This is a genomic window from Sphingobacterium sp. MYb388 (assembly GCF_037479535.1).
GTDB lineage: Bacteria > Bacteroidota > Bacteroidia > Sphingobacteriales > Sphingobacteriaceae > Sphingobacterium > Sphingobacterium anhuiense.
In genome coordinates, this window is the sequence record NZ_JBBGYV010000001.1 from 1,300,676 (window position 1) to 1,322,548 (window position 21,873).

Genomic DNA, 21,873 nt, shown 5'->3' on the forward strand with positions numbered 1-21,873 from the left:
ATATACAGTGTACTTAAATCGGAATATCGTACTAGTCTAAAAGTGATTTATTTGCAACTTGCTTGAAATCAATGAAATAAAGTTAGTATAAAAACTAAAAAATGTTGAATGATTAATTTTCTTAGTTTAGCAATGGAGATCCCTAAATGGTTTTGTATTGTATTTTGTGAGCTTTCAGTCATTTCGCTTATTTCTTTTGTAGAAAGTTCATCGAGATATCTCATTTTAAAAATTTCTTTTCTTTTCTGTGGCAAATGGGCAATCCATTCTTCTATTAGAGATTTTAAATCTTTTTCAGCATATTGATCATATTCGGAAATCTCATGTTTCTGCATTAACGATAGATTTTCTTCGAGCATTGATTTTGTTCTCCTGTTTTTCTTGTAAACTTCAAAAACTTTGAACTTCATACAGGTACGCAGATAGGCTTCAAGATTCTGGATATCTCTCACCGCTCTCTGCTGCCAAAGGTCTATAAATACATCTTGCACCACTTCCTCACAAAGAGCCATATTATTAAGTCGTTTAAAGGACTCATTCACTAGAACGGACCAGTATCGCTCATAGATAACGTTGAAAGCATCCAGATCGCCCATTTTAAGACGCTCTAGTAAACTCTCGTTACTATGCAATACATGTTCGTTTTTCATTATGATTTTAGTGTGAATCATTTGGTTTTGGCTTCCAAATGTTTAAATAATATTGTATTTTTTTTCAATTATAGTAATATTTATGGCTTGTGACAACTTTTTTGTTAATTTTATTCCTATCTCTATTGTAAAAAAGCGTATGAAGCCTGTAGCCGTGTAAATATTTGAATGGATAGAGGTGCTCTTGGTTTTTTAAATAAGAATTATTGTCATGATGTAAATAATCAATTGGTTTGTAATCGAAGTTAACATTTGTTTATGAAGAAAGCTTAACAGCGTTTTACTTTCGAATATATTATTGTATTTAAATTTTATTGTACTGATATGCTGAATTTTTTATTGCATACTGTTAGTTTTTCAATATTTATTATTGTTTTATATTAAATAATCGTTTTATGATTTAAGAACGGAATTCTTATGTGAATTAAATGTTGAAATATTCATCATTAATCAACATATTTGATAAGGGATATTAAAGCGTCTATTTAAAATGGGTACATTTGATTTTTTGAAACGATGGAATAGCAAACCTTCGATAAAGGAGAGATTAAGAAAACTGCTTAATTCCCTTAATGAATCATTTGCTGATAAGCAATATTTTCAACAAAGTGTAGAATATAACCATCAGGAGGAGTGGGAGCTTGCAATTGAAAGTCTGATAGAATTGGGTGTTACAGGACCGTCGCATTTTACTAAAGAAGTGTGGGTTGAACTTTGCAAATTGGCTAGTGAAATAGGGCTAGATGAAAGCGCAAACTATTGCCGAAAACAAATTGACCTGATAGCATCTGAAATTTGTGAAATAGACGAGGTTGATGAATTAGGATTTACTAAGTCTGAATTGGAAGAGTATGACAAGCACGTCAGGTTTTACTATACCAATATCGTCAATTCGCTTATTCTGTTCACTTATAAATCTAGAGAACTGGAACTTATGGCATCTCCAATTTACGACCCAATGACAGAGCTTTATGAGGAATTGGAATATGCGTATACACCGGTGTGCTTCGAAACGGTATTTAGAAATAACCTAATACCAATCATATACAAACAAGAACTACTGACGTTCAAAACTAAGGTCGATCAAATGCCAAGTGAGATATGGGATTGGGAATATTTGGAAGAACATCCGAGCTGGATAAACATAAGAACTGATGCTGAAGAAATATTAAAGAAAATGGGAATAACGCACCGCGTATATGATTATTCATTCACCAATATAATATCATCAAGTGGAGAAGTGATCAAAAAGAAAGAATAGTAATAAGATTTTGAACAATAATCTTGAATCAAAACATGTTAATTTTTAAATTAAACTGGCTCTTTCAGGACTTAGATAATTTAATTCTTTTTCTTCAAAAATTGTCTCTAGAGCATCATATCCAAATTCAATTTTAAAATCCCGTTCAGCTTTTGTTATAGGAATATACCAAAAGCATTTGATGGTTTTATGATCTATATCTATTTGCTCAAAGTCAGGTTTTTCCAGATAAGGAAAAGATATAAAGCCATGGTCGCATAACGATTCCCCCAACCAAGGTTGTCCTAAATTAACTGTGTGATGTAAGTTCAATGGCGCATCGTTTCGATGGTAGCTTGCACAGTAGCAGAGAAGGTCTACAAGTAATGAATTCTTTTCAGCGGCATAAATGAATAACTCAATCAAGTTTTCATCCCACCTGTTTAATGACATTCCTACTGTACAATAGGTGTACATATTATGAATCTGATTGGGAGGAAACTCTAATATGAAAAATTCAGGATCGAGTTTATTTATTGGTCCCTTATCAATTTTATGCACAATTCCTGAAATACCAAAGTATTGTTCATAATGCCTCTTCAACTTATCTCTATAAACATTGATCATATTTTATAAAACAATTTATGTGCTGAATTTAGCATTTTGAATCCATCTTCACAACTTCACCTATCTATTTCCCTCATTCACCGATTTTTTAGTTGGTTTAGTCTAATTGCCATAGGGTAAGGACGATTTACACCCTACTTTTGAATCAACAAATAAGATAAAACTAACAATATAACATAAAGACATTATGAACCATCATGAGTACATTGGTAATTAGTTGCAGAATTTATACTCATGATAGCCTTATCACCTTTAAATAACAAATTATCTAGATAAAAAACTTTAGCAAAAACATTCGCAGCAGCAGCCTTAATAGCAGTATCTACATTCACTATGGCAGCAGGCAAAGCAGAGGTATCAAACCCTAAAAAAGCAGTGGTCAATTTATCTACAGCAGATCTGGCCATTGATCATTACGTTGCGGTTATGACAGAAGAACAATCGGCAGGAGTAGAGCAATTGTTTACAGCAGACTTCAGTCAAAAAGTTCAGGCATCAGAAGATAAAACCAATAGCCGTTCAGAAGTTATTTCCTTCTTAAAAAAGCAAAAAGGTGAGCAGTTAAACTGTAAAACAAGTACCAACATCGTACAGGAGTCAGCAGACTATATGATAGCCAAAGTAACTATGCAATTTGAAGGTTTTACCAAAACCGATCTTGTGACTTTAGTCAATGACGGCGGTAACTGGAAAATATCCCAATCGATCAACTAGTATAAGTAATTAACTGTTTAATCACATATGTTTAGTTAAAGCCATGTCATAAGATGTGGCTTTTTTTGTGTCCGGAAAGCAAGACTAGGTTAACAAATTGATGCTTTTGTTGCCAGCTAGCCGACAACAAACGACTACTATCGACAACAAACGTTTAATAACCGGCTAATAATTTTAGTTTTTCTGATGTTTGCTTAGCAACATTAATTATTTAAGTAAAGCATATTATTATGAAAAAGACAAAAAGTAACATGGGCAAGTATGTTGGTTTTAGTGGAGACTGGAGCTTTAAATTTTATTTTGGAAGAGAAGAAAATAAGCCTATTTTAATTGGATTTTTAAATGGACTCTTTGAGGGAGAGAAAGTTATTCAAGATCTTCATTATCGGCCAGTGGAGCAGGGGGGCGATGTTGAAAATGATCGGAAGGTCATTTTCGATCTCTATTGTACCGGTATTGATGGTGAGCATTTCATTATAGAGATGCAACAGCTTTATCAAGATTTTTTTAAAGACCGGACCGTTTTTTATACATCCAGGCTTATCAATAAACTTATACCCAAGGGCTATAAGGGAAATACATACGAACTTCCCGAAGTATATTTTATCGGTATCTTAGAGTTTGAGTTAGGAGAAACTGAACGCGGTAAGTATTTTTACGATGTTGCCCTTTGCGATAAGCAGAGTAATCTTGTTTTTTATGAAAAGCTTGGTTACAAGCTCTTAGTATTACCAAATTTTAATAAGAATGAGGCTGATATAAAGACAGATATGGATATGTGGCTATATCTATTGAAAAACATGAGCAAACTTGATAAAATACCGGATTTTTTGGATAAGCGGGTATTTGGTCTTATCTTTGACATAGGCGAAGTCGCAAAATTAACACCGGAGGATAAGATGGCATACGAAGCAAGTTTAAAACATAAGCGCGATGCAGAGAATACCTATTCTACTGCTCAGCGTATTGGACATGATCGAGGTTTAAAAGAAGGTTTAAAAGAAGGTATTGCCCAAGGCGAACACAAAAAAGCCATTGAGACAGCTTTGAATTTGAAAGAGATGGGTTTGTCTACTCAACAGATTGCCAAAGCTACAGGCCTTACCATCGACGAGATTGAAAAGCTGAAATAAATCAAATAGATCTTATAAAATAAACAAATAAAGCCATTCTGTCAAGAATGGCTTTATTTGTTTTATATCCTCCTTACGGCTTTACGTATTTTTTTAATCAAACCGATCACCACAAAAATCTCTTTTCAGCACCAGCTGTTATTGGAGTCAATGCTTTGAGTGCGATCCGGAGCGAGCTTCGTCTTGTTTGCTTCGCAGATCTCTTCGGGATTTTTCGGTGGGCGCTCACGCAATTATGAAAACAAATTCCAGTAGCTATATTGACTACTTTAAGTCACCCTTATTCTAGATAATTCTCCTTTTCCATTTCTTGTATCTCTTTTTCGATTTCATCATCGACAATGCTAGAAAGATTAGTTTTAACTTCTTTAATAGATTTGTATCTCCTTACGTCTTTATAAAATCGTGATATATAAATATCTTTTTCCCACTGTAGAAGATTAAAACTGAATGTAAAATAGTCTGAAGGTGATTTTATTACACAAGTCACCACGTAGTTGTCGCTACCTTTTTTATCAAAATATGTTTCGTGATAGGAAGAGTTCGTATCAATGTTCAGTTTATTGGCTTTAACTTTTAGTTCATTCCAAGCAACGGGTAATTCCAATTCCGAACCTTGTAGCATTCCTAAGACAAATTCAGCAGGACTATCTTTAAAACTAGAAAAATCTTCTTTTGGAAACAGACTTTTAAGTTTAAGCGCATACTTGAAATCTTCGATTTTTCCTCTTTGTATTAAAAATTCGGTGGTTCTTTTTCCAATATCTTCAATTTTGGTATTGATTTGTGATCGCAAAATGTTGTGCGTAAAAAGGGAGATGATAAGTAAAATTAATTTCATAAATATATTATAGTATTAAAAGTATTTTTCAATGGATAAGTACTCCCCATTGTTAGTACAATCATCATCAGTGGAACCATTAACAGTTAATATAGGAAAATCGTATATATAAGTCCCAGTGATTCAATTTTGAAAATAATCATTATCAAGTGCGATTGAAATCCCAATAAAGAATACTACTAAAAAAAAGTATAATTTGTTTAATTTCTTTTTTCTTAGTATTGCGTATAATCAAGTTTTAAAAATTTGTGATTTAAACACCATTTAAATGCCATATGTAGCTATTGTCTTTTGATAATCTTAACTTTAAACATTATAAGCATATAGGTTAACCGCATTAAGATACATATAAAAACCAAATATCTATCATGTAAAATAGTTGCGAATGCTTGAAAATCCATATACATCAAAAGGGCCTAATTCTCATTAGACCCTTTATCTTGGCGTTTAACTGCACAGTAATTTTTATGTTTCTTATCGTTTCCTCTTTTTTGTTTCGTCATCCAGATTGTTTTAAAGCAATTGGATTTATTTACTGTACTACGTCATTTATCGTTATCCACTTTCCTGCTGAAAGTATGTTTGTTATCGCTTTGTATAATAAGAACACCTGTCAAATAGAATAGTTCAAAAAAGTTTAAAATAATTTCACGTATCTATTTCCTTCATTCACCGAGTTTTTAGTTGGTTTAGTCTAATTGCCATAGGGTTGGGACGATTAACACCCTACTTTTGAATCAACAAACAAATAGAACTGCAAAGCAGGCATCAGGGTTTGAGTTGGTGGATGTGGGGCTGATGCAACTTAATAACAATATAAGATAAAGACATTATGAAAACTTTAGCAAAAACATTCGCAGCAGCAGCCTTGATCGCAGTATCAACATTCACTATGGCAGCAGGCAAACCAGAGGTATCAAACCCTAAAAAAGCAGTAGTTAACGTATCCACAGCAGATTTGGCCATTGACCATTACGTTGCGGTTATGACAGAAGAACAATCGGCAGGAGTAGAGCAATTGTTTACAGCAGACTTCAGTCAAAAAGTTCAGGCATCAGAAGATAAAACCAATAGCCGTTCGGAAGTTATCTCCTTCTTGAAAAAACAAAAAGGAGAGCAATTAAACTGTAAAACCAGAACTACCATCGTACAGGAGTCAGCAGACTATATGATCGCCAAAGTAACGATGCAGTTTGAAGGTTTTACCAAAACAGATCTTGTGACTTTAGTCAATGACGGCGGTAATTGGAAAGTATCTCAATCGATCAATTCTTATAAGTAATCAAGTTTAATCCATATATTAACTAGAAGCCACCTCGTGAGATGTGGCTTTTTAGAATATCTGTTTTTGATATAAAGAGTGATTTCAATAAGTTATAATTTAATTTTAAATATAGGAGTTTGTACTTTTTTTAGTGGCCAATCCTTTTTTCTTGTAACCAATTCCTCCTTAAGCCCGTCAGAGGAGTAAGATGGTCTTGACTGCCTAACATATATCGGGACATTATAATTTGGGATCACATCCAATTCAGCATAACATTTTTTTGCCATGTCAACTATTGCTGTCCTGTTTTCCTCTGTACCTGCGATCTGACTAGCAATATAAGACTCAGGGCCATACAGTTGTTCATATATTTTTGAAGCTTCAAATATCGTGAATTTTGCACGCATCATAATCTGAACTAATACTGAGTATAAGCTATTATCTTGAGGAGATAATTCTATTTGTTGCAATATTTTGGGGATCTCCTCCCACATGATCAATTCTACCAATAGATCTTTTGTGTTATCACCAATAAATTTTAAATCGGACCACATTTGATCCACGTAACCAATGATTTCTTTTCTATTCTTATGTAAAAATTGTAATTGTCTATCGCTCCAATACTCTAAAGGTAAATCTGATCGATAAAAAGCACCGTATATTCCTGTTGATTTAAATCGACCAAGACTTCCACAATTTTGCATATAGTATTCTTGTGTCATCATACAGTAGTTAAATCTATCGCGATTGTTTAGCGAATTAAATGTTTTGGCTGAAAGATGGTGGCTCAATGCATAATAGCGATCCTTACTTAAGGTCTCATTTCCTGAGACCAATTCATCAATGTAATATTCTCGCAACAGAGTACTTACAATTGATTTTCTATCAATAATCGGTATATTTTTATATTTATACTGGTCCAACCTGTATACATAAGCCGGCAAATTATTTGTTACAAATTTCGTGGTATCCTTAAGTTTATATTGAGAAAAACAGAGTAAAGGACAACCCCAAAAAAGTAATATTGAAATGTATTTTAATAAGTTTTTAAGAAAAGGCGTATAATTGGTCAATATCATATGTAGCAAAGCTATTATAAGTCTATAATATTATATTTCATTTATTAAGATAATGAAATTAATGTCCTCATCCTATTTTTTAATACAATAATTTAGAAATCAATAATAAAGAGATTATTCATAATTGAGATTATAAATTGTATTGACGTGTTATAAAAACGCATGAAATTTAACGTATTTTATTGACGTGTTACAAAAACGTTAAAAAAGTAACATCAAAATGATTAGTTGTCCGGTCTGATTGATACATTTTAGCTGTCAATGAACTAGTATTATACAGTTTATGAAGAGCATGTCCTGGATTATTTATGTATTTGTAGATATTGTTGATATGATTCTACAATTATCACATTTGAAATCATAAAGATTATGTAATTGTGTTTTTAAGGTCCATTTTTTCTTACAATTTGGGCAGAGTCTATTTTTATCATCTCCACTATTTTTCTTGTAATTGTATAAATAATAAAATGTTGGAATTGTCGTTTGTTCTTCAATTTGTTTACATATATCCAAACCTTGCTTTGATAATGGTGATTTTGTTTCTTGCATCTGATTTAAAGACCAACGTTCTCCGACCTCACAATTCATTTGTAAGCTATCACAAGCTTGATAGTTTGTTTCCCAACTTAAAATTGGCATATAACCAAAGTCGTAAAATTTTGGTAGCTTATAAATTGGGACAGATTTGTTACATGTACCACACGTTAATGGAGAGTCAATCGAAATGTAGTTTGTGATAAGAATGTAAAATTCAGATTTACAACATATACAAGGTTTCTTATACTCTGAACTTGTTTTACCTATATTCTTAATTGAAATTGTCGATCCACTAAGTTTTTCAATTTTGTCTATTTGGTCTTGGACATATTTGTTATTATACTTTTTACTAAGTGATTTTTTTTCAAGTGTATATGGAAGACTTACAATTTTATTCTTTCGCAAAGAGCCTGTTGACAATGGTGATTTCTTATTTGTTCATTTTTTTTTATAAAAATTCGTTGGCTTGAATATACGGTTAAATACAAAACTAAATAGTATTAAAATTGGTAAAGCTAACCAAGCTGTAAATACTAATTCCAGTCCATTTTGTCCGCCATGACCATGGCACAATGTGTTTCCGCTTATAAACAAAGGTGTCAAACTTGATTGAATAAAAATATAATTAAATAGTATTAGACGTTTTTACAGAATGATTCTATTCGTCTATATCCTCATATATTAATTCATTTTTCAGTTTGCTTATCGTAATTTTTCTAAAAGTAGGAGTATAATTATTTTGTCCACTGGGTTTAAAATACTCCCTAACATAAGCATCTTCTGTTTCATAATTCTGTGTAATTTTTGGACCCCAATATTGATTTAATGAATTATAAGATACAATGTGATTAGAATCTTCGTTCGAATGGAAATTTTTGGAATTTATAATTTTCGAAATAGCTTTTTGTTTATCCAAATTAGAGATGTTAAGCGTAAATGTTTCATAACTCTCACCAATTGCAAACGATGAGTTATAGTTACTGATCTTAAATTCATCTACTAATGTTATCGCTTGTTCTTCAACAAGTTTGAGCGCATCAGATTTTGTAAAAAAATAATCACTAAAAAATAGATAACATGTAAATAATAGGCAAATAAAACCATAGGTAAATAGCAGATATCTTGCAAACCTTGGGTATCCCAGTTTTTTAGGTATTATATATATCAATAATCCCACGACAATTGGTGTACCTATGAAGATGAGAAATAAAATCAAAGGAAAAAGAAAATCATCCATAAAATTAAATGATTAACAACAATCCCAGTTGAACCAAGCTTTGTCAAATCGCTTATTTATAAAATCTTCAGGGTGAATTAGTGTTTGCATATTTTAATTCGTTATTAGTTTGGTAATCCTTTCCAATTTAACAAAAGAAATGATAGGTTACAACTTCACGTATCTATTTCCTTCATTCACCGAGTTTTTAGTTGGTTTAGTCTAATTGCCATCGGGTTGGGACGATTAACACCCTACTTTTGAATCAACAAATAAGATAAAACTAACAATATAAGATAAAGACATTATGAAAACTTTAGCAAAAACATTCGCAGCAGCAGCCTTGATCGCAGTATCTACATTCACTATGGCAGCAGGCAAACCAGAGGTATCAAATCCTAAAAAAGCAGTGGTCAATTTATCTACAGCAGATCTCGCCATTGATCATTATGTTGCGGTTATGACAGAGGGACAATCGGCAGGAGTAGAGCAGTTGTTTACAGCAGATTTTAGTCAAAAAGTACAAGCCTCTGAGGTGAAGACAAACAGCCGTTCAGAAGTTATCAGCTTTTTGAAAAAGCAAAAAGGTGAGCAGCTAAACTGTAAAACTAGTACCACCATCGTACAGGAGTCTGCAGACTATATGATCGCCAAAGTAACGATGCAGTTTGAAGGTTTTACCAAAACCGATCTCGTGACTTTAGTGAATGACGGCGGTAACTGGAAAATATCTCAATCGATCAACTCGTATAAGTAGATGAAGTTTAATCCATATGTTTAGTTAAAGCCACGTCATGAGATGTGGTTTTTCTTTTTTCAGCATTGATGCTATCTCGGGAAAAGAAACGCCAATCTTTTAAGATCCCCTTTGTCGATACACCCGTACTTCTACGGTCAAGAAAATAAATAAAAATGCTAATATATTTAGTTTTTATTTGTATCTTTATTTCTATTAACCAATTGATAGACCGTTATGAGTGTAGATTCAAGACGTTTAAAGCCAGCCAAGAAGAATGATGAGCTTTTGAAAGCCATTTTTGAGGACAATTTTCCTGATTTTTTACGGTTCATGTACCCAGATGCGGATGCTACCTTTGATCTCGGGCGTGGATTGACATTTATGGACAAAGAATTGTTGGAGATCATTCCCTATCGTGAGCGTAAAAAAGGGAAGCGTGTGGCAGACCTTCTGGTCAAGGTTTATTTAAAAGATGGAAGCGAGAAGTGGATTTTAGTGAATACCGAAATCGAAGGCGGACATGATTCCGATTTCTCACATCGTATCTTTCAGTATTTTTACAGGCTATTAGATCGTTACCGTGTTCCTGTGGAGACCATTGCTGTTTTTACTGGAGGACGTTCGCAGCCATGTACTGATGAATATCATTTTGCTGTTTTTCGCACGTCGTTACGCTTTCAGTACCTGAGCTATCAAATTTTTGATCATGACGAATCAGAGCTACTCGATATGGACAATATATTTGCTTATATTGTCTTGGCATGCCAGAAAGCTTTAGATGAAGATAAGGTTCCGGAGCAGGAGCTCGCAGAGCAGCGTAGTACAATCGCAAGAAGGCTCATCGAGACCAATAAGTATAGTAAAGATCGTATAATGAGCTTTTTAGTTTTTTTAAAGAGTTTTCTTTTTATACGAGATAAAGAAATAAATAGTAACTTTGATCAATACATTTATCAAGTGACAGGAGGCACAATCGAAATGGGTGTAATAGAAACAATCAAACGACAAGAAAGAGAAAAAGGAATCCAAGCTGGAATCGAAAAGGGAATTCAGTCTGGAATTGAAAAAGGCAAACGAGAAGAATCAATTGCCATTGCTTTAGAGTTCAAGAAAATGGGCTTACCTATTGCAGATATTGCAAAAGGTACAGGCCTTACCATCGACGAGATTGAAAAACTGAAATAAATCAAATAGAATATAAAAAAACGTATAAAGCCATTCTGTCAAGAATGGCTTTATACGTTTTATACCCTTTTTACGGCTTCCCGTATTTTTTAATCAAAGCGATGCTTTATTTTCGGGCTTTTAAAACAGTATTCATCATAGACCATGATCGTTACCAGTACCAATACCATCGAGGGGAGAGAAGTCCTGCGTTATTTTGATCCCATTTCAGCAACAGCTGTTATTGGAGCCAATGCTCTGAGTGAAATAGGAGCCAGCTTTGTCTTGTTTGCTTCGCAGATCCCTTCGGGATTCTTCGGTGGTCGCTCCCGCAATTATGAAAACAAAAGCAGGAGCTATATAAGAGCGTAGTAGAGTCTTTAAAGCAAAATGCACGTAGCTATAGGGCAGATGCCGTTATAGGCTTCAGCGTCAATATTGATGAGCTCTCGGGCAAAGGAACCCCAATCGTTTATGATCACCGCTATCGGTACACCTGTATTGCTCAATGAAATTAAACATATACAAGCAGAAGAAGTAGGTGGAGATATCGATGGATCTGTTATTAAGAACAAAGTCAAAGCAAGCTTGATCATAGAACGCTATACCGGTATCTATGCGATGACCAATGCTACAGCCGAATTTATAGCCAAATCTCGATTGACCGAATTTGTACCCTTGTTATTTAAAGCAATGAATGAAACAGGGGAGGATCAAGAATTCAAAGACCGTCAAGCCACGCTCTTCCGTGATTTTGATTTCCTGGACAAAGATCAAGCAATAGCCATACTCTATGGACAGTTGGTGTCGGATGATTTAACCGGTGCGCAGTTTAAAATCATTAGCAAAGCTATCAGCAGTTCCAATCTTATCGATTACGATCAGGCGGCGAAACTGTTAGCAGGATCTTTATTGGCAAAAAAGGCCGCATTGAAGGTACTTACCTTAGACAAAGACTGGTATTCCGCTCAAGATATTGCCTACCTACAGACTTTGAAAGGAGAGGGCTTGGTACAGCTATATACAGAAGTAGTTACCGTTAAAGAGTCAAAGGATTCTATTACTTTTTCAACATCAAAGAATGAGCTGGATATGGAATTAGAATGAAGTGATCTGGTACTGATTGTGACAGGTATTCCTTTAATTTGTATATTTGATAAACGCTTAGAAGTTTCAATACTATGCTCGTAAACCAAACGATTATAACCGACATCAAAACCATAATTGCACAATCAAAAGATAAAGCGATTCGTGCCGTAGATCATCAACGGACATTGATGTATTGGCATATAGGTAAACGTATTTTTGAAGAAGAACAAGATGGGAAAGAACGTGCTGATTATGGTACTTACCTTATCAAATATCTTTCGGAAAAATTACAGCCCGAATTTGGAACTGGTTTTTCAATAAGACAAATCAACTTGTATCGTCAGCTTTATCGGACATTTCCAATTGTGCACGCACTGCGTGCACAATTAAGCTGGACACAGTACAAATTGCTTTTAGGTGTTGACAGTGAGGAGAAAAGAGAGTTTTATATCGCTGAAACCATAAAAAATAATTGGACGTCAAGACAGTTGGAACGCCAAGTTTACAGCAATCTATACGAACGCCTTTTATTAAGTAATGATAAAGATAGTGTATTAGCAGTTGCTAAAAATGAAAAACTCCCATCGGATGCCAAAGAAATTATTAAAGACCCCATGTTTTTAGAATTTCTAGGTTTGAAACGTGAAACCTCTTACTATGAAAGAGATTTAGAAAATGCCATCATTACCCATTTACAAGAGTTTTTGTTAGAATTAGGAAATGGATTTTCATTCGTTTCCAGGCAAAAACGAATTCATTTGGATGGCGATGAGTTTTTTGTTGATTTGGTTTTTTATAACCGATTATTGCAGTGTTTTGTCATAATCGAAATCAAAACGCACAAACTAACCCATCAAGATATAGGTCTGTTGCAGATGTATGTCAATTATTACGACCGAATAGAAAAATTATCGCACGAAAATCCAACCATTGGTATCCTGCTGTGCGCTCATAAAAACGATACAGTTGTAAAATTCACATTACCCGAAGAGCAGAGGCAAATCATCGCCAGCCAATACAAACTTTACCTACCAACGGAAAAACAACTTTTGGAAGAAGTAAAAAAAGAATTGGATAGTTTTGAGGAGAAAGAGAATATTTGAAAATAAGTAATCACTAAGATTCTTTTTTATGAGTTTTAATGGTATGTTGGTATATTAAAGAAGTTCTAGCAATTGATGATATTTTTTAGAGATTTTGAATAGATGTACACAGATTTTCTATTTCGGGCTTTTAAAACAGTATTCATCATACAGCATGATCGTTACCAATACTATCTACCACATTGTTGAATTTGAAAATATAAATAAGATTACAATATAGAATTTTAAGGAATATGATGAAATCTACATTATTAGTAATAAAACTAGTTGTTTTATTATGTTTTTTTGGTTGTAAAAAATCGACAAATTCGGAGGAAAATGAAAGTCACGATCCTCAATATGATGTTTTTATTGCAGGAACGGAAACTAACGGTTCAAATACTTTTGTTCAATTATGGAAAAATGGTCAATATACTAATCTTACAGATGGGAAATCCGTTGCAACCGTGAGCGATATGTATGTATCGGGGAAAGATGTTTATTTAGTTGGTTATATATGGCGCAACAATAAAAATTTAGTGGCAGCCTTATGGAAAAATAATGAATTAATTGAATTAACAGATGGTAAATATTCTTCTCAGGCAAATTCAGTTTGGATAGATGGCAACGATATATATATCGTGGGATACGAAGGATCACCTAACGGAGATATTGCCAAATTATGGAAAAATGGCATTGCATCAAATCTGTTGGATAAGTCAAAAGAAGGACAAGCTAATTCCATTTTTATCAAACAGAATGATATATATGTAGGAGGTACATATTATGATATAGGCAATAGAGGTGGGTTTATATGGAAAAATGGTGTTGTGACAGATTTAGGTAAAGAAAACATATATGAATCAAATTCCATAAAAAAGATATTTGTAACTGACGGTGCTCTGTATGCTGTAGGATGGCGGGCTTTTGGTCAAGTTACATATGCAACTGTTTGGAAAGATGGTGTTGTGACACTATTTGACAAGGATAGAGAATCTAGTTTTGCAAGTTCAATTTATGTTAAGGGGGATGATGTATATGTCGTAGGACAATCTAGTGCCTCTGATAACAGTAAAGCAGTTCTATGGAAAAATGGCGTAAAGACAATCTTATCTCAGGATGATATGCAGGCAAGTGCAATAGATATTAAGGTTATCAATAATGATGTTTTTATTACAGGTTTTGAAATGCCTAAAAAAGGGACAATCAGTGTTATGTTATGGAAGAATAATACACCCTTTAAGATTTCCAATAGTAACAAATATGCCGCAGGTAAAAGTATTTTTGTCTCAAAGAGATAACTTTAATTGAATAACTTGAATAACTTGAAAAACTGAAATAAATTAAATAGATCATAAAAATAACAAATAAAGCCATTCTGTCAAGAATGGCTTTATACGTTTTATACCTTCCTTACGGCTTCCCGTATTTTTTAATCAAACCGATCCTTTATTTTCGGGCTTTTAAAACAGTATTCATCATACACCATGATCGTTACCAGTACCAATACCATCGAGGGGAGAGAAGTCCTGCGTTATTTTGATCCCATTTCAGCAACAGCTGTTATTGGAGCCAATGCTCTGAGTGCGATCCGGAGCCAGCTTCGTTTAGTTTGCTTCACAGATCCCTTCAGGATTCTTCGGTGGGCGCTCCCGCAATTATGAAAACAAATTACAGGAGCTATATACGAGCGCAGTGGAATCTTTAAAGCAATACACTCGTAGTTATCAAGCAGATGCCGTTATAGGCTTTAGCGTCAATATTGATGAGCTCTCGGGCAAAGGAACGCAAATGTTCACGATCACCGCTATCGGTACACCAGTATTGCTCAATGAAATCAAACATATACAAGTAGAAGCAGTAGGTAGAGATATCGATTGATCAGTTATTAAGAACAAAGTCAAAGCAAGCTTGATCATAGAACGCAATACCGGTATCTATACCATGGAGAATACTACAGCGGAGGTTATAGCCACATCCCGATTGACCGAATTTGTACCCCTGCTATTCAAAGCGATGAATGAAACAGGGGGGGGCAGACGTTACTTTAAGGTCACTCCATCTTACATAAAAAATAATGAAAAAATTTTAATCGAAAGATATAAAAATTTTATAAATTTTTATATCTTCGACAATTAACTGAACCATTTTATGAAGAAAAAACTATTATTTGCTATAACGACATTTATATTATTGAATTTTAACGCACAAGCTCAAAATAAAGATGTCCAAAACATTGTACTACGATTTTTAGACTCCGTACAAACTAATTCCTATATGAGTCTGAATGTGAAATGGGATTCTGTTCGTCCAGATTTTATAGAACAAACTAAAAATATAAATGATATTAATGATCTCAAACCTCATTTAACTTCCTTTATCAAAACATTGAAAGACGGTCATTCATCAGTTATATTTTTGAACAAAGAAGAAGATAATACAGAAGAATCCAAGTTTGCTTTTTACAAATTAATTGGAACAACTACTGATGCGGAGGCAGGTCTTCCTCCCAAAAACTTCCAACATCGCATACTTCAAGATAAATATGCTTATATTAATATACCATCGGTAGCTCTTGAGAATCGTAAATTTGTGGATACCATTGGAATACAATTAAAAGAGTTGGATGCGAAAAATCCAAAAGCGTGGATTATTGATTTAACCGAAAATAACGGCGGAAATATTATGTCTATGATTTGGCACTTTCCAACATTAATTGATGTGAATCATTGTTATTCGTATTTTAGTCTTACTAAAGATGAAAAAGTTTCGACAAGGTTTATTGAAACAAGTCCTGATGATATAAAAGTTGCTCAATTGATAAACTTAGAATATGAAAAAGTCCTACCTATAAGTATTAAGAATAAGAATGTGCCAATAGTGATTCTGACGAGTCAAATAACGGCTAGTTCAGGAGAATTATTTGCGGCTTATTTCAAAGGTCAAAAAAATGTGAAATTAGTAGGTCAAAAAACAACTGGTTTGACCTCTAACAATAGCCCTATTGATATTGGCGGAGGTATTACTATAAATTTAACAACTTCTGTTTTGAAAGATCGAAATGGAAAAATTTATAAAATTGGTGAAGGAATTGATCCTGACATTCAGTTGAATATTGATTATGCAAAACAGGAAGGAAAAACAGATTTGACCTATCAAGAATTGAGTCAGGCTATAAAAAAGAATAAACAAAAATATTTGGATGAAGCTATTAAGATTTTGGGAAATGATAGCTTCAACTAAAAAATTGCTTAATTAATATTGCTCATTATATTGCCAAGTCTAAGTACTTTTTTAAAAAAATTAATAGATACCAAATTATAACAATGAATTAATATGACTAACCAAATTAAAATCAAACAATTATCAGCGATATTAGAGGTGTTGCAGTTAGCTGAAAAATTGAAATTTGTCTACTGAAATGCCTACAATTGAGAATCCATCTCCTTTATGCGCACGAAATAGTTCCGTCAGCTCAGGAAATTGCGCAATACATGGTCCACAGTTACTATACCAATAATCAATTAAGGTAAATTTATTATTGTTAATTAGGGTATTAAGATCAGTAACTACATTATTTCTGTTTGTCAGAGAAAACTTTGGAAACTCGTTTCCAATAGATCCCTGTTCAGCTTTCTTTAATTCTAAATCCAATATTCGCCCAATATTGCTATTTCTTAGGTTAGAGTCTAATCCGTTATATATTTCACGAAAAATTGGTCGATTTCCAAATGGTAAAAGATGTGCTATTTTATAAAGGGGAACATAAGAGCTTGAGTAGTCCTTGGCTATAATACTCACAACCGTATCTGTATTATTATAACTTAAATTTAAAAGCGAATCTTTCATCTGCATATTACCTAGCTGATGATCTCTAAGGTATTTATAGATGTCATAGTTATTAGCAAAAAGATTATTATAGGCTCCCATTGCATTTTCTTCCAAATATTTGTCTCGTCTTACTAACTGATACTTATTTTGAAAGAGCCTTGCTTGAACTATATTTACGCCAGGATGTAATACAACAGGATTTGTTCGATAATTGGAATCTATAACAAAACTCACGTAGGCGGGATTTCGAATAACAGCATTAAATAGAATATCTTTACCATTTATTGCTTTTTCAGGCAAGGAGTCTAGATAATATTGATTTCCCAGAACTTTTTCAATTTTAACACCGTGCTGTTTCCCATCAGTAAATAGTATACTTAAGTAGTTTTTTCCTGACCAAAAGTGAGACTTCCAATTGAAGATATTAAAATGGCAAGTATTATAATTTGTTTCATTGTAATATCTTTTTTTTTTAGTTTTTAGTATTCCATTTTCTTATCTAATTGACACTCATGGTTTCGAAATCTAAATTTAAGTATGTCTGTGCGGATACTATGGATGTACTGCAGGATAGTAGGAGTAAGAGCGCTAGTTTTTGTAATGGTTGCATCTTTATTTGGTCGTAGTCTATAAAATGGTAGGCACAAGATACCTATTTATCAAAGTAATCTAAACTTTTAAAACCAATTTTTTTTGGAACGACTGTAACTATTCGGTTCCAAATATTTTTCCATTAAATGTATGTGTACAGCAAGCGCAAAATGGTTTCATATCTTTTGCTTTTAGATCAGGATTAGATAATTGTAAAATATTGTTATTATCAACATATAGACCTGAAAAATAGGATGACTCTCCAATCCTTACAAAGTCTTGCTTTTCGTTTTCTTTTAAAGCTACTATTGCAAATATTGGTTCATCTTTATCTAACCTAGATTTTGCTTCACTAAAAACGTCGTTCCAATCAGATCCAACTTTGGATATTAAAAATCTGTAAAGTGGTGGTGTGTAATCTAAACCGCGCTCTTTTTTAGCAGACATCTTTCCCTTTGCTTGTTCTAATATTTCTTTTTTGCTATTACGAGTGTCTTTATAATCTCCACCAAATTTATGATGAACATTAAATGTCTTAGTATTTACTTTTCTAAATAATTTGGATTTATCTTTGTTCATGTTAAATTCTTAGCAATTAATGCACAAATTTAAAGTTGGTGACAGTTGGATTTTGTTATTATTGATATAAACCAGAACTGTCATACCTAAGTTGATAAGGATAACGTTCATAAATAGCATTATCTTCATTGATCGTGTATCCATTTTTTCGATCTAGCTCCGCTTCCTCTAGTAATTTTGAAGCAGCTTCCGTTTTACCTAGATGTACTAATGAAACAGCTTTATAATACTTCGCGTCAGAAAACTGTTGATATTTATTTAGGGTACGATCAAACGTTTTTATTGCCATATCATATTTCCCTTGCTCGTACTGGGAGATACCATAATAAAATAAATCCAGATGATGGATCCACTCTTCACCAATTCTTAGAACCGTCAAATCAATTTCTTGTTTTAAAATTGCTTCTGCTTTTTCAAATTCATTTAACTGCAATAAGCTCAGCGCTATGTAGAATTTATAGGAGTGGTCCATTATATGACCGTTACCATGCCTGGCTATAGCCTCTTCAAAGTCGACTATTGCTTCCCGATAGGTCTTAGCAAAAATACATTTTATAAATCCTCGATAGTTTAGGTAATTGTCTTTGTCATAAAAAACAGCTTTATCAAGATATTGCATGCCCATTTCATATTTTCCTTGTTTAAACAAGGGCATAGCTTTTTGTTGCCAGAGATAAGCAATCGTAGAATCTTCTTTTAAACCCATATCAATATATTTTCCCCATTCTTTTGAGTAGTAGCTGTATTGACGAGCGCTGTCTGTTAAATATTTTTCTACTATGGCTTCTTGCTTTGCTTTATCACGCTCAGGAGGAGGTTTTTCAATATTTCTGTTTTTACAACTTATTATTGTTACCGCCAAACTTAGTGACAACAGGGTATATTTTAATATGTATATGATATGATGGCTGCTATATAATCTTGGCATTTTCCTTATAAATTGAACCCTCAATATACAATAAAATAGAAGAACTTATTTGAATTTAGCATTTTGAATCGATCCTCACAACTTCACCTATCCATTTCCTTCATTCACCGAGTTTTTAGTTGGTTTAGTCTAATTGCCATTGGGTAGGGACGATTTACACCCTACTTTTGAATCAACAATTGCTTAAGCAAAGCATCAAGGTTTGAGTTGGGGGATGTGGGGCTGATGCAATTAGAAACAAAAACTAACAATATAACATAAAGACATTATGAGAACTTTAACAAAAACATTCGTAGCAGCAGCCTTGATCGCAGTCTCTACTTTTACTATGGCTGCGGGCAAACCAGAGGTATCAAACCCTAAAAAAGCAGTAGTCAACTTATCCACATCAGATTTGGCCATTGATCATTATGTTGCGGTTATGACAGAAGGACAATCGACAGGAGTAGAGCAATTGTTTACAACAGACTTCAGTCAAAAAGTAAAGGCATCAGAAGATAAAACCAATAGCCGTTCGGAAGTTATTTCCTTCTTGAAAAAGCAAAAAGGTGAGCAGTTAAACTGTAAAACAAGTACCACCATTGTACAGGAGTCAGCAGACTATATGATCGCCAAAGTAACCATGCAGTTTGAAGGTTTTACCAAAACCGATCTCGTGACATTGGTAAATGATGGCGGCAACTGGAAAGTATCCCAATCGATCAATTCTTACAAGTAATTTAGTGAAGTCCTTAAAAGGGTGAAACTTTATATTTTAACCCTTTTTTGGTCCTATTGTTCGCTTATGAACATATGGTGTCCGATTATGGTCAACCGATCATAATGATATTTTCATATCATGCTGTTTATCAATAAACTATATTTTTGGTAAAAGACTTGGTATTGAGAATATAGTAGTAAAAAGATATAATATAAAAATGATTACTAATATTATTGCCCTTACCATTAGAAAGACTTCTAAGCATTTATTGATTATTCTATTCAGTTTATTGTTTACGTTAACATATGGTCAAGCTGAAAAAAATATGGACAAATCTAAGGTTGATGAACGTATTGAAATCGTCAGTATTGTATTTAGATTAGCCGGTAACCGCGAATACAGTTCTGAACTCTTTAAAACTTATACAGATCGTATTGCAGCGCATTATTCACTTTATAAAGACCATGAACTGATAAAATTTATCAAACAGATTAAGCAGGAGAGTGGTATTGGTTATGATGCTGTAATGAGTATGGCAGTTCATCTTGATGATGAGCTAAATCTTAAATTAGAATATATCGACGGTTCTCTTGACAAACGATGGAGTAAAGAAAATGCGATCAAATTTTCAAAATTATTAAAGCAGTTTTACAGGACTAGTCATAGCAAAAAATTTTTTCAACAAAATAAAAATATCTACCGTGAAGTCGCAAAACGGTTCTTGCCAATATATCAGTCTATCGATCTAAGCTGGTATTCGCGATTTTACGGTAAAGAGCCTGCAGAAAAGTTTTTGATTGTTAATGGATTAGGAAATGGTGGTAGCAACTTTGGCGTAGCAATGAATATTCCAAAAGGTAAAAAAGAACTGTACGCTATTATGGGAACTTGGAGTGTCGATAGTATGGGAATGCCGAGCTTTTCAAAGCAAGATTATTTACCAACATTGCTTCATGAATTTAATCATTCTTTTGTTAATTATTTATTAGAAAAGGATCCGTCAGCTTTTACAAATAGTGGAGAAAAATTATTTAACATTCTTAAAGAAAAAATGGAACGCCAGGCTTATCGTAGTTGGAAAACGATGCTAAATGAAGCTTTGGTTCGAGCTGCAGTAATAAAGTATATGAATGACCATCATTTTAAAACAGAAGAGATACAGCAAGAGGTAAATGAACAGTTTGAGCGAGGTTTCATTTGGATTGAGGCACTCGTTTCTGAACTTGAAAAATTTGATAACCAAAGAGATAAATATCCTACATTAGAGAGTTATATGCCCAATATTGCTAAGGCTTATCAGTCCTATGCTATAAATATTCAATCTTTTATTGATATTTATGAAGCTAAAAAACCAAAAATAGTTTCTTTTGAAGAGCTTCAGAATGGGCAGGAGAATGTTAGCAGTACATTAAAACAACTAAAGATCAATTTTGACAGACCGTTACTGGGAAAAGGTCGTTCCTTTAATGGGATTTCTAAAGAGAGTTTTCCAAGTATTAAAAAACATATTTATACCTCTGACAAGAAATCTGTTACTATTTATTGGGATTTAGAAGAAAACAAGAGCTACGAAATCATTTTTACAGGTAAATCCTTTAGGACTATGGATGGTATACCAATGAGTGATTATCTCTTGAGGTTCAGTACAAAGTAAATCGAAAACTGAAGTAGATTTCATATCATATAAAATAAACGCATAAAGCCATTCTCTCAAGAATGGCTTTATGCGTTTAATACCCTCCTTACGGCTTCCCGTATTTTTTAATCAAACCGATGCTTTATTTTCGGGCTTTTAAAACAGTATTTATCATACACCATGATCGTTACCAGTACCAATACCATCGAGGGGAGAGAAGTCCTGCGTTATTT

Annotated in this window: 25 protein-coding genes; 15 read left to right on the plus strand and 10 right to left on the minus strand. The window is 33.4% G+C overall.

What is annotated here, in order from left to right; genetic code table 11:
* Positions 1-68 precede the first annotated feature (68 nt).
* The gene (locus WH188_RS05640) at positions 69-650 is read right to left on the minus strand and encodes an RNA polymerase sigma factor (protein WP_208696870.1); all 582 of its coding nucleotides are present in this window, start codon (positions 648-650) and stop codon (positions 69-71) included.
* A 490-nt stretch (positions 651-1,140) separates the two neighbouring features.
* Here WH188_RS05640 and WH188_RS05645 point away from each other — a divergent pair, with 490 nt between their 5' ends.
* The gene (locus WH188_RS05645) at positions 1,141-1,911 is read left to right on the plus strand and encodes a hypothetical protein (protein ID WP_208696872.1); all 771 of its coding nucleotides are present in this window, start codon (positions 1,141-1,143) and stop codon (positions 1,909-1,911) included.
* A 45-nt stretch (positions 1,912-1,956) separates the two neighbouring features.
* Here WH188_RS05645 and WH188_RS05650 read toward each other — a convergent pair whose 3' ends face one another.
* Positions 1,957-2,517, minus strand: a complete 561-nt coding sequence (locus tag WH188_RS05650; RefSeq protein WP_208696874.1) for a suppressor of fused domain protein — start codon at positions 2,515-2,517, stop codon at positions 1,957-1,959.
* Between the two features lie 333 nt (positions 2,518-2,850).
* On the opposite strand from WH188_RS05650, the gene WH188_RS05655 reads away from it, so the two are divergent.
* Together WH188_RS05655 and WH188_RS05660 are read left to right on the plus strand one after the other, a co-directional pair.
* On the plus strand, positions 2,851-3,231 hold the full coding sequence (locus tag WH188_RS05655) for a nuclear transport factor 2 family protein (RefSeq protein ID WP_208696876.1): 381 nt from the start codon (positions 2,851-2,853) through the stop codon (positions 3,229-3,231).
* 230 nt (positions 3,232-3,461) lie between these two features.
* Positions 3,462-4,364, plus strand: coding sequence for an Rpn family recombination-promoting nuclease/putative transposase (locus WH188_RS05660; RefSeq protein WP_132773317.1), 903 nt, complete (start codon positions 3,462-3,464; stop codon positions 4,362-4,364).
* Between the two features lie 280 nt (positions 4,365-4,644).
* Here WH188_RS05660 and WH188_RS05665 read toward each other — a convergent pair whose 3' ends face one another.
* The gene (locus WH188_RS05665) at positions 4,645-5,205 is read right to left on the minus strand and encodes a hypothetical protein (RefSeq protein ID WP_132773319.1); all 561 of its coding nucleotides are present in this window, start codon (positions 5,203-5,205) and stop codon (positions 4,645-4,647) included.
* An 832-nt stretch (positions 5,206-6,037) separates the two neighbouring features.
* On the opposite strand from WH188_RS05665, the gene WH188_RS05670 reads away from it, so the two are divergent.
* Entirely contained in the window at positions 6,038-6,487 is a 450-nt protein-coding gene (locus WH188_RS05670) for a nuclear transport factor 2 family protein (RefSeq protein WP_339423484.1), read from the plus strand.
* Positions 6,488-6,579: 92 nt separating this feature from the next.
* Here WH188_RS05670 and WH188_RS05675 read toward each other — a convergent pair whose 3' ends face one another.
* From WH188_RS05675 to WH188_RS26275, 4 genes are all read right to left on the minus strand, one after another.
* Positions 6,580-7,392, minus strand: a complete 813-nt coding sequence (locus WH188_RS05675; RefSeq protein ID WP_168126115.1) for a hypothetical protein — start codon at positions 7,390-7,392, stop codon at positions 6,580-6,582.
* 462 nt (positions 7,393-7,854) lie between these two features.
* A complete protein-coding gene (locus tag WH188_RS05680; protein ID WP_168126116.1) occupies positions 7,855-8,505 on the minus strand; it encodes a DUF2310 family Zn-ribbon-containing protein in 651 nt (216 codons plus the stop codon).
* Positions 8,506-8,743: 238 nt separating this feature from the next.
* Positions 8,744-9,322 (minus strand): hypothetical protein, encoded by a 579-nt coding sequence (locus WH188_RS05685; protein WP_021190178.1) that lies wholly within the window; start codon positions 9,320-9,322, stop codon positions 8,744-8,746.
* Positions 9,323-9,334: 12 nt separating this feature from the next.
* Entirely contained in the window at positions 9,335-9,412 is a 78-nt protein-coding gene (locus WH188_RS26275) for a DUF1963 domain-containing protein (protein WP_132773383.1), read from the minus strand.
* 196 nt (positions 9,413-9,608) lie between these two features.
* On the opposite strand from WH188_RS26275, the gene WH188_RS05690 reads away from it, so the two are divergent.
* The 9 genes from WH188_RS05690 to WH188_RS05730 all read left to right on the plus strand — a co-directional run bounded on the left by WH188_RS05690 (position 9,609) and on the right by WH188_RS05730 (position 16,618).
* Entirely contained in the window at positions 9,609-10,058 is a 450-nt protein-coding gene (locus WH188_RS05690) for a nuclear transport factor 2 family protein (protein ID WP_168126117.1), read from the plus strand.
* Between the two features lie 216 nt (positions 10,059-10,274).
* The gene (locus tag WH188_RS05695) at positions 10,275-11,225 is read left to right on the plus strand and encodes a hypothetical protein (protein WP_168126118.1); all 951 of its coding nucleotides are present in this window, start codon (positions 10,275-10,277) and stop codon (positions 11,223-11,225) included.
* 144 nt (positions 11,226-11,369) lie between these two features.
* Positions 11,370-11,576 carry a heavy metal-binding domain-containing protein gene (locus WH188_RS05700; RefSeq protein ID WP_132773327.1) on the plus strand — a complete coding sequence of 69 codons (207 nt, stop codon included), beginning with the start codon at positions 11,370-11,372 and terminating at the stop codon, positions 11,574-11,576.
* Positions 11,577-11,645: 69 nt separating this feature from the next.
* The gene (locus WH188_RS05705; RefSeq protein ID WP_168126119.1) at positions 11,646-12,311 is read left to right on the plus strand and encodes a hypothetical protein; all 666 of its coding nucleotides are present in this window, start codon (positions 11,646-11,648) and stop codon (positions 12,309-12,311) included.
* Positions 12,312-12,385: 74 nt separating this feature from the next.
* Positions 12,386-13,396, plus strand: coding sequence for a PDDEXK nuclease domain-containing protein (locus WH188_RS05710; RefSeq protein ID WP_339423485.1), 1,011 nt, complete (start codon positions 12,386-12,388; stop codon positions 13,394-13,396).
* A 233-nt stretch (positions 13,397-13,629) separates the two neighbouring features.
* Complete coding sequence (locus tag WH188_RS05715; protein WP_339423486.1) at positions 13,630-14,676, plus strand: hypothetical protein; 1,047 nt, start codon at positions 13,630-13,632, stop codon at positions 14,674-14,676.
* A gap of 322 nt (positions 14,677-14,998) precedes the next feature.
* Positions 14,999-15,256 carry a heavy metal-binding domain-containing protein gene (locus WH188_RS05720; protein ID WP_132768902.1) on the plus strand — a complete coding sequence of 86 codons (258 nt, stop codon included), beginning with the start codon at positions 14,999-15,001 and terminating at the stop codon, positions 15,254-15,256.
* Between the two features lie 30 nt (positions 15,257-15,286).
* Positions 15,287-15,514, plus strand: a complete 228-nt coding sequence (locus WH188_RS05725; RefSeq protein ID WP_339423487.1) for a hypothetical protein — start codon at positions 15,287-15,289, stop codon at positions 15,512-15,514.
* A 12-nt stretch (positions 15,515-15,526) separates the two neighbouring features.
* Positions 15,527-16,618, plus strand: coding sequence for a S41 family peptidase (locus WH188_RS05730; protein ID WP_132767240.1), 1,092 nt, complete (start codon positions 15,527-15,529; stop codon positions 16,616-16,618).
* Between the two features lie 147 nt (positions 16,619-16,765).
* Here WH188_RS05730 and WH188_RS05735 read toward each other — a convergent pair whose 3' ends face one another.
* From WH188_RS05735 to WH188_RS05745, 3 genes are all read right to left on the minus strand, one after another.
* Positions 16,766-17,506: a TlpA family protein disulfide reductase gene (locus tag WH188_RS05735; RefSeq protein ID WP_339423488.1), complete on the minus strand. Its 741-nt coding sequence runs from the start codon at positions 17,504-17,506 to the stop codon at positions 16,766-16,768.
* 408 nt (positions 17,507-17,914) lie between these two features.
* Positions 17,915-18,376, minus strand: coding sequence for a hypothetical protein (locus WH188_RS05740; protein ID WP_132767244.1), 462 nt, complete (start codon positions 18,374-18,376; stop codon positions 17,915-17,917).
* Between the two features lie 58 nt (positions 18,377-18,434).
* On the minus strand, positions 18,435-19,304 hold the full coding sequence (locus WH188_RS05745; protein WP_132767246.1) for a tetratricopeptide repeat protein: 870 nt from the start codon (positions 19,302-19,304) through the stop codon (positions 18,435-18,437).
* A 268-nt stretch (positions 19,305-19,572) separates the two neighbouring features.
* Between WH188_RS05745 and WH188_RS05750 the strand changes: the two genes are divergently transcribed.
* Together WH188_RS05750 and WH188_RS05755 are read left to right on the plus strand one after the other, a co-directional pair.
* Positions 19,573-20,022, plus strand: coding sequence for a nuclear transport factor 2 family protein (locus WH188_RS05750; protein WP_132767248.1), 450 nt, complete (start codon positions 19,573-19,575; stop codon positions 20,020-20,022).
* A 199-nt stretch (positions 20,023-20,221) separates the two neighbouring features.
* Positions 20,222-21,658 (plus strand): DUF4932 domain-containing protein, encoded by a 1,437-nt coding sequence (locus tag WH188_RS05755; RefSeq protein WP_339423489.1) that lies wholly within the window; start codon positions 20,222-20,224, stop codon positions 21,656-21,658.
* The last annotated feature ends 215 nt before the right edge of the window (positions 21,659-21,873 follow it).

Coding starts and splice junctions, on each gene's coding strand:
- WH188_RS05715 (WP_339423486.1), top strand. CDS start 13,630: ATGATGAAATCTACATTATTAGTAATAAAACTAGTTGTTTTATTATGT.
- WH188_RS05710 (WP_339423485.1), top strand. CDS start 12,386: ATGCTCGTAAACCAAACGATTATAACCGACATCAAAACCATAATTGCA.
- WH188_RS05660 (WP_132773317.1), top strand. CDS start 3,462: ATGAAAAAGACAAAAAGTAACATGGGCAAGTATGTTGGTTTTAGTGGA.
- WH188_RS05695 (WP_168126118.1), top strand. CDS start 10,275: ATGAGTGTAGATTCAAGACGTTTAAAGCCAGCCAAGAAGAATGATGAG.
- WH188_RS05650 (WP_208696874.1), bottom strand. CDS start 2,517: ATGATCAATGTTTATAGAGATAAGTTGAAGAGGCATTATGAACAATAC.
- WH188_RS05640 (WP_208696870.1), bottom strand. CDS start 650: ATGAAAAACGAACATGTATTGCATAGTAACGAGAGTTTACTAGAGCGT.
- WH188_RS05685 (WP_021190178.1), bottom strand. CDS start 9,322: ATGGATGATTTTCTTTTTCCTTTGATTTTATTTCTCATCTTCATAGGT.
- WH188_RS05700 (WP_132773327.1), top strand. CDS start 11,370: ATGATCGTTACCAGTACCAATACCATCGAGGGGAGAGAAGTCCTGCGT.
- WH188_RS05670 (WP_339423484.1), top strand. CDS start 6,038: ATGAAAACTTTAGCAAAAACATTCGCAGCAGCAGCCTTGATCGCAGTA.
- WH188_RS05745 (WP_132767246.1), bottom strand. CDS start 19,304: ATGCCAAGATTATATAGCAGCCATCATATCATATACATATTAAAATAT.
- WH188_RS05755 (WP_339423489.1), top strand. CDS start 20,222: ATGATTACTAATATTATTGCCCTTACCATTAGAAAGACTTCTAAGCAT.
- WH188_RS05690 (WP_168126117.1), top strand. CDS start 9,609: ATGAAAACTTTAGCAAAAACATTCGCAGCAGCAGCCTTGATCGCAGTA.
- WH188_RS05645 (WP_208696872.1), top strand. CDS start 1,141: ATGGGTACATTTGATTTTTTGAAACGATGGAATAGCAAACCTTCGATA.
- WH188_RS26275 (WP_132773383.1), bottom strand. CDS start 9,412: ATGCAAACACTAATTCACCCTGAAGATTTTATAAATAAGCGATTTGAC.
- WH188_RS05740 (WP_132767244.1), bottom strand. CDS start 18,376: ATGAACAAAGATAAATCCAAATTATTTAGAAAAGTAAATACTAAGACA.
- WH188_RS05655 (WP_208696876.1), top strand. CDS start 2,851: ATGGCAGCAGGCAAAGCAGAGGTATCAAACCCTAAAAAAGCAGTGGTC.
- WH188_RS05750 (WP_132767248.1), top strand. CDS start 19,573: ATGAGAACTTTAACAAAAACATTCGTAGCAGCAGCCTTGATCGCAGTC.
- WH188_RS05730 (WP_132767240.1), top strand. CDS start 15,527: ATGAAGAAAAAACTATTATTTGCTATAACGACATTTATATTATTGAAT.
- WH188_RS05665 (WP_132773319.1), bottom strand. CDS start 5,205: ATGAAATTAATTTTACTTATCATCTCCCTTTTTACGCACAACATTTTG.
- WH188_RS05705 (WP_168126119.1), top strand. CDS start 11,646: ATGAGCTCTCGGGCAAAGGAACCCCAATCGTTTATGATCACCGCTATC.